The 5,424-nt window shown below is 63.4% G+C and carries 6 protein-coding genes and 1 pseudogene; 4 read left to right on the forward strand and 3 right to left on the reverse strand.

From position 1 onward, the window contains the following. A pseudogene (locus EN964_RS22970) lies at positions 1-801 on the forward strand (cobaltochelatase subunit CobT); the annotation flags it as partial. Beyond that, entirely contained in the window at positions 798-1,826 is a 1,029-nt protein-coding gene (locus EN964_RS22975; protein ID WP_127266963.1) for an esterase-like activity of phytase family protein, read from the forward strand. The pseudogene EN964_RS22970 and the gene EN964_RS22975, both read left to right, overlap by 4 nt. 10 nt (positions 1,827-1,836) lie before the next feature. Here the strand turns inward: EN964_RS22975 and EN964_RS22980 are convergent, their stop codons facing one another. From EN964_RS22980 to rpmB, 3 genes are all read right to left on the reverse strand, one after another. Further along, entirely contained in the window at positions 1,837-2,508 is a 672-nt protein-coding gene (locus EN964_RS22980; protein ID WP_127266962.1) for a hypothetical protein, read from the reverse strand. 59 nt (positions 2,509-2,567) lie between these two features. Next, positions 2,568-3,248, reverse strand: a complete 681-nt coding sequence (locus EN964_RS22985; protein WP_127266961.1) for a queuosine precursor transporter — start codon at positions 3,246-3,248, stop codon at positions 2,568-2,570. A 161-nt stretch (positions 3,249-3,409) separates the two neighbouring features. Next, entirely contained in the window at positions 3,410-3,706 is a 297-nt protein-coding gene (rpmB, locus tag EN964_RS22990) for a 50S ribosomal protein L28 (protein WP_013529373.1), read from the reverse strand. Between the two features lie 257 nt (positions 3,707-3,963). Between rpmB and EN964_RS22995 the strand changes: the two genes are divergently transcribed. Together EN964_RS22995 and EN964_RS23000 are read left to right on the forward strand one after the other, a co-directional pair. Next, positions 3,964-4,752 (forward strand): DUF3108 domain-containing protein, encoded by a 789-nt coding sequence (locus EN964_RS22995; RefSeq protein ID WP_127266960.1) that lies wholly within the window; start codon positions 3,964-3,966, stop codon positions 4,750-4,752. A 34-nt stretch (positions 4,753-4,786) separates the two neighbouring features. After that, positions 4,787-5,424, forward strand: a 638-nt coding sequence (locus EN964_RS23000) for a DMT family transporter (protein ID WP_127276755.1), incomplete at its 3' end; no start/stop codon positions are given.

Raw genomic sequence — 5,424 nt, forward strand, 5'->3', positions numbered from 1 at the left:
CAACAGAACCGCTCCTGGGATTTCGACCTGGAAGAAGGTTACCTCGACCCGGCAAGGCTGGTGCGGGTCGTCATTGACCCGATGCAGCCGCTGTCGTTCAAGCAGGAGCGCGACACCAAATTTCGCGACACGGTGGTGACGCTGGTGCTCGACAATTCCGGCTCGATGCGCGGCCGGCCGATCACGGTCGCCGCCACCTGCGCCGACATATTGGCGCGCACGCTGGAGCGTTGCGGTGTCTCGGTCGAGATCCTCGGCTTCACGACACGGGCGTGGAAGGGCGGGCAGGCGCGCGAGAAATGGCTGAAGGATGGCAAGCCGCCGAATCCTGGCCGGCTCAACGATCTGCGCCACATCATCTACAAGTCCGCCGACCATCCATGGCGGCGGGCACGGCGCAATCTCGGCCTGATGATGCGCGAAGGCCTGCTCAAGGAAAATATCGACGGCGAGGCGCTGCTGTGGGCGCACAACCGGCTGATCGCCCGGCCCGAGCAGCGCAAGATCCTGATGATGATCTCGGACGGCGCGCCGGTCGACGATTCGACGCTGTCGGTCAATCCGGGCAACTATCTCGAGCGCCATCTGCGCGCCGTCATCGAGCTGATCGAGACGCGTTCGCCGGTGGAACTGCTGGCCATCGGCATCGGCCACGACGTCACGCGCTACTACCGCCGCGCTGTCACCATCGTCGATGCCGAGGAACTGGCCGGCGCCATGACCGAGCAACTGGCTTCGCTGTTCGCCGAGGAAAGCGCGAAGGATACGCGACGCGGCGGTGGTATGCGGCGCGCCGGATGATTTCCAGGCGCGGCGGGTTTCGGCAGACGCTTTTCGCCGCCATCGCCCTGCTTTCCGGCGTGGCTTCGGCGGCAGCCGGTTCGGCTGACTCTGGTTCTGTCGAACCGGTCGAAATCTCGGCCCGCCCGATCACCCAATTCCACATTGGCCGTGCCGACAAGCAGTTCGGCGCTTTCGAATTCGTCGGCGGGCTGGAGATGACCTCGCCGACACGCGATTTCGGCGCGCTGTCAGCCTTCCGCTTCCTGACAGCCGGCGGTGACTTCATCGGCGTTGCCGACACCGGCTTCTGGTTCTTCGGCACGGTGGTCCGCGACGCGGAAAAGCGACCCTCCGGCATCCAGAATTTCCGCATGCAGCAGATGGTCGACCAGACCGGCCGGCCGATCGACAGGAAATGGGAGGTCGATGCGGAAGGTCTCGCGGTCAAGGACGGCATCGCCACCGTCGGCTTCGAGCGCAGCCACCGCGTCGCCCAGTTCAAGATCGATCCCAACGACATGAAGGCGCCGTTCAAGCCGCTGGATTTCGTCGTGCCGGCCCGCGAGCTGCGCCAGAATCGCGGCTTCGAGACCGTCACCCACGCCAATGCCAACGGCCAGCATGAGGGCGGCCTGGTCGTGGTCTCCGAGAAGAGCCTGGACAAGGCCGGCAACATCTATGCCGCCATCATCGATGGGCCGCACAAGGGCGTCTTCACCGTCAAGCGCAATGGCGATTTCGACATCACCGACGGCGCCTTCCTGCCCGATGGTGATCTGTTGCTTCTGGAGCGCAGTTTCTCGATGGCCAGCGGCGTCAAGATGCGGCTGCGGCGCATCTACGGCGAAAGCGTCGAGAAGGGCGCGGTCGCCGACGGGCCGGTGCTGCTGGAGGCCGACATGGACTACCAGATCGACAATATGGAAGGGCTCGACGTCTGGAGCCGCGACGACGGCGCGCTGATGGTGTCGCTGATCTCGGACGACAACCACTCGATCCTGCAGCGCAACCTCTATCTGGAATTCATTCTCCACCAGGATTGAGCCAGCCGGCTTACGTCCTGTTGGCGATCCAGATGACATGGCGGGCGCCGCGCTTGCCGTTGGCGCGCGTACTGACCTCTTCGACCGCGAAGCCTGCCTGCTTCAGCCGCCGCGTGAAGCCGCTGTCGGGGCCTTGCGACCACACCGCCAGCACGCCGCCGGGTTTCAGGGCGCTGCGTGCGGCTGCGAGGCCTTGCACGCTGTAAAGTGCGTTGTTGGATTTGTGGACGATGCCTTCCGGGCCGTTGTCGACATCGAGCAGGATGGCGTCCCAGGCCGCGGGCCGCGACCGGATCAACTGCCCGACATCGGTTTCCTGGATGGTGACGCGAGGATCGTCGAGACAGCCGTCAAAGATTTCGGCCATCGGGCCACGTGCCCAGGCGACGACGGCGGGCACCAGTTCGGCGACGACAATTCCGGCATCATTGGCCAATTCTGTGAGTGCGGCGCGCAAGGTAAAACCCATGCCAAGCCCACCGATCAGGATTGTGGGCCGGCTATGGCCGGCAATCCGCTCACAGGACAGTTTTGCCAGCGCTTCCTCGGAACCGCTGAGGCGGCTGTTCATGAGCTCGTTGGTGCCCAGCATGATCGAGAATTCGGTGCCGCGCCGCTTGAGGCGAAGTTCTTGTCCGCCGTCCGGGGTCTTTGCCGAATCGAGCTGAACCCACGGGATCATGATCTTTGTCCGACCATGATCTTTTCCGAAAATCGGGTCCCACTTTTCGGGATCATGGTTTAAGCCGCAACCGCGGGCTGGCTCCAGCGGGCCGCGAGCAGACGGTAGGGGATCAACGCCACCACGGCGATGATCAGCTTCACGCTGAGGTCGCCCAGCGCCCAGGAGATCCAACGCATCGCGTCGACATGGAACACGCCCATCAAGGGTGCGTTTTCCAACGCAAAGCCGTCGTTGGGACCAGCGAAGGCAAAGGCGGCCGAGAACGCGACGGTGAAGAACACGGCTGTGTCGAACACCGACCCGACCAGCGTGCCGACGATCGGCGCCCGCCACCAGCTCTGGCGGCGCAGCCGGTTGAAGACAGTCACATCGAGCAATTGCGCGGCAAGGAACGCCGCTCCGGACGCGGCCGCGATCCGCACCAGCCGGTCGGCGGCGGTCTCGAATTCGATCAGGCCGTGACGGAACAGGAAGGGCGGGACAAGGATCGAGCAGATCACCGCCGTCATGAAGCCGACAAAGACGATCCGGCGCGCCACAGTGGGGCCGTAACGGCGGTTGGCGAGGTCGGTGACCAGAAACGAGAAGGGATAGGTGAAGGCCCCCCAGGTCAGAAGGTCGGCCAGCGAGAGGCCGCCGATCTGGCCCTGCATCGGGAATTGCACGAGAATGTTCGATGCCACGACGACAAGCGTCATGGCGGCCACGAAGGGCAAGTATCGCGAGAAGAAAGTCATTTTTTTATCCTGGGTAATGGAACCAGCGGAACGTATTCCGAAATCGGATTACGCTAGCTTCGTAATTTAAGCATCGGGTTGCCGAAACCTTGCGGCTTCGATCCGATGCCTAGGCCAACAAGAGGTTGGCCAGGGCGGTCGTCCCCCGCCTTTGAACTGTTTTAAGCGGCAGCCTGTTCGGCGGTCTTCTTGGCGATCTGCTTCTTCAGCAAACGGGCGCGCTGCGACAATTCCTTGACGTCGGCCTTGGCCAGGAAGGCGTCGAGGCCGCCGCGATGTTCGACCGAACGCAGCGCGTTGGCCGAAATGCGAAGACGCACGTTCTGGTTCAGCGCTTCCGAAATCAGCGTCACATTGACGAGGTTCGGCAGGAAGCGACGCTTGGTCTTGTTGTTGGCGTGGCTCACATTGTTGCCGGACATGACTGCCTTGGCAGTGAGTTCGCAGGTGCGGGACATTGTTCTAACCTTCAGTTCTCGGGGTCTGCCAAACACTCAAGCCCACGCCGGGTGGCGCGCGGTTCTGGTCAGGCGGCCTTATGGAAAAAGTTGGCGTTCCATAGTTGCATTTCGCCGAGGCGTCAAGCTCCAGCTTGCCTGCGGACACGCCCGGCATTTCATATTAAGGCCGGAATTCATCCTATAAGCGGTTCCATAGGGACATGCCAGACCGGAGTTGCCCGCCTCCGGCCGAAAATCAAGGACCCGATCCCGCCATGCTTCGTTCGCCACATGCCCTTGTTGCCATGCTTGCCATAGCTTTGCCGTCCGCCGCGTCTGCTGCCTCGCCGCAGTCGTTCAAGGGCGAGTACACAGTGTCGTTCCTCGGCCTTTCGATAGCGAAATCAACGTTTTCCAGCCGCTATGAGAACGGCGCCTACGCGATCCAAGGCAGTGTCACCGCAGCCGGCCTCGCCAAGCTGTTCGACGATACGCGCGGCACGATCTCATCCAAAGGCACGATCGCGGGCAAGAAAATGGTGCCGCAGGCATTCCGCGCCGATTACACCTCCGGCAAGAAGGCATCGGTTGTCGATATCCGCTTTGCCAATGGCAGGGTCACCTCGACGAAGGTCGTGCCGGCGCCGGGCAAACGCGACCCCAAGAACTGGGTACCGCTCGGTGCCGGCGACCTGACGTCGGTGCTCGATCCCATGGCCGCCACCGTCATTCATGCCGACAGTCTCGACCAGGTCTGCGGCCGCACGGTGAAGTTCTATGACGGCGAGATGCGTGCCGACCTGACGTTGACCTACGCGTCGAAAGGCACGATCTCGGTCCCGGGCTACAAGGGCGACACCGTCACCTGCCAGATGGGCTTCGAGCCGGTGGCGGGTTATCGCAAGGGCCGCAAGGCGCTCAACTATCTCAAGAACAAAAGCCGCATGATGGTGACGTTTGCACCGCTCGGCCAAACCGGCGTATATGCGCCGATCCGTGCCACGGTGGGCACGCAGATCGGCACCTTGACCATCAGCGCCGGGCGTTTCGAAGCCGTACAATAGCCAGGCGCGGAATTGGCGCGCCACTGGAGACAGAATGGGGCGCGCAACACTGATCGGCTTTTCGGCGGTCGCCATGTGGGCGTTGCTCGCACTGCTCACCGATGCGTCGGGCCAGGTGCCGCCGTTCCTCTTGTCGGCGATCACCTTCTCGATCGGCACCGGGGTCGGGCTCATCGCGCGGCTGTTCATGCCGGCACCCGACAAGAGCCAGAAGATACCGCCGCAGGTGTGGCTGATCGGCATTGCCGGCCTGTTCGGCTACCACTTCTTCTATTTCACCGCGCTGCGCAATGCGCCGGCGGTGGAGGCGAGCCTGATCGCCTATCTGTGGCCGCTGCTGATCGTGCTCGGCTCGGCGCTGATGCCGGGCGAAAAACTGGCGTGGAACCATGTCGTCGGCGCGCTGCTCGGCCTTGCCGGCACCGTGCTGATCGTCACCAAGGGTGGCGGGCTGGCCTTCGACGCCCGCTATTCCTTCGGCTATGCCATGGCTGCCGTCTGCGCCGTCCTGTGGTCGTCCTATTCGTTGTTGTCGCGGCGCTTCCCGTCGGTGCCGACCAGCATCGTCACCTGGTTCTGCGCAGCGACCGCGGTGCTGTCGCTCGCCTGCCACCTGGCGCTGGAACAGACCGTTCTGCCCGTCGGCGCCGGTCAGTGGCGGGCGGGGCTTGG

It is taken from the genome of Mesorhizobium sp. M7A.F.Ca.CA.001.10.2.1 (assembly GCF_003998575.1).
GTDB lineage: Bacteria > Pseudomonadota > Alphaproteobacteria > Rhizobiales > Rhizobiaceae > Mesorhizobium.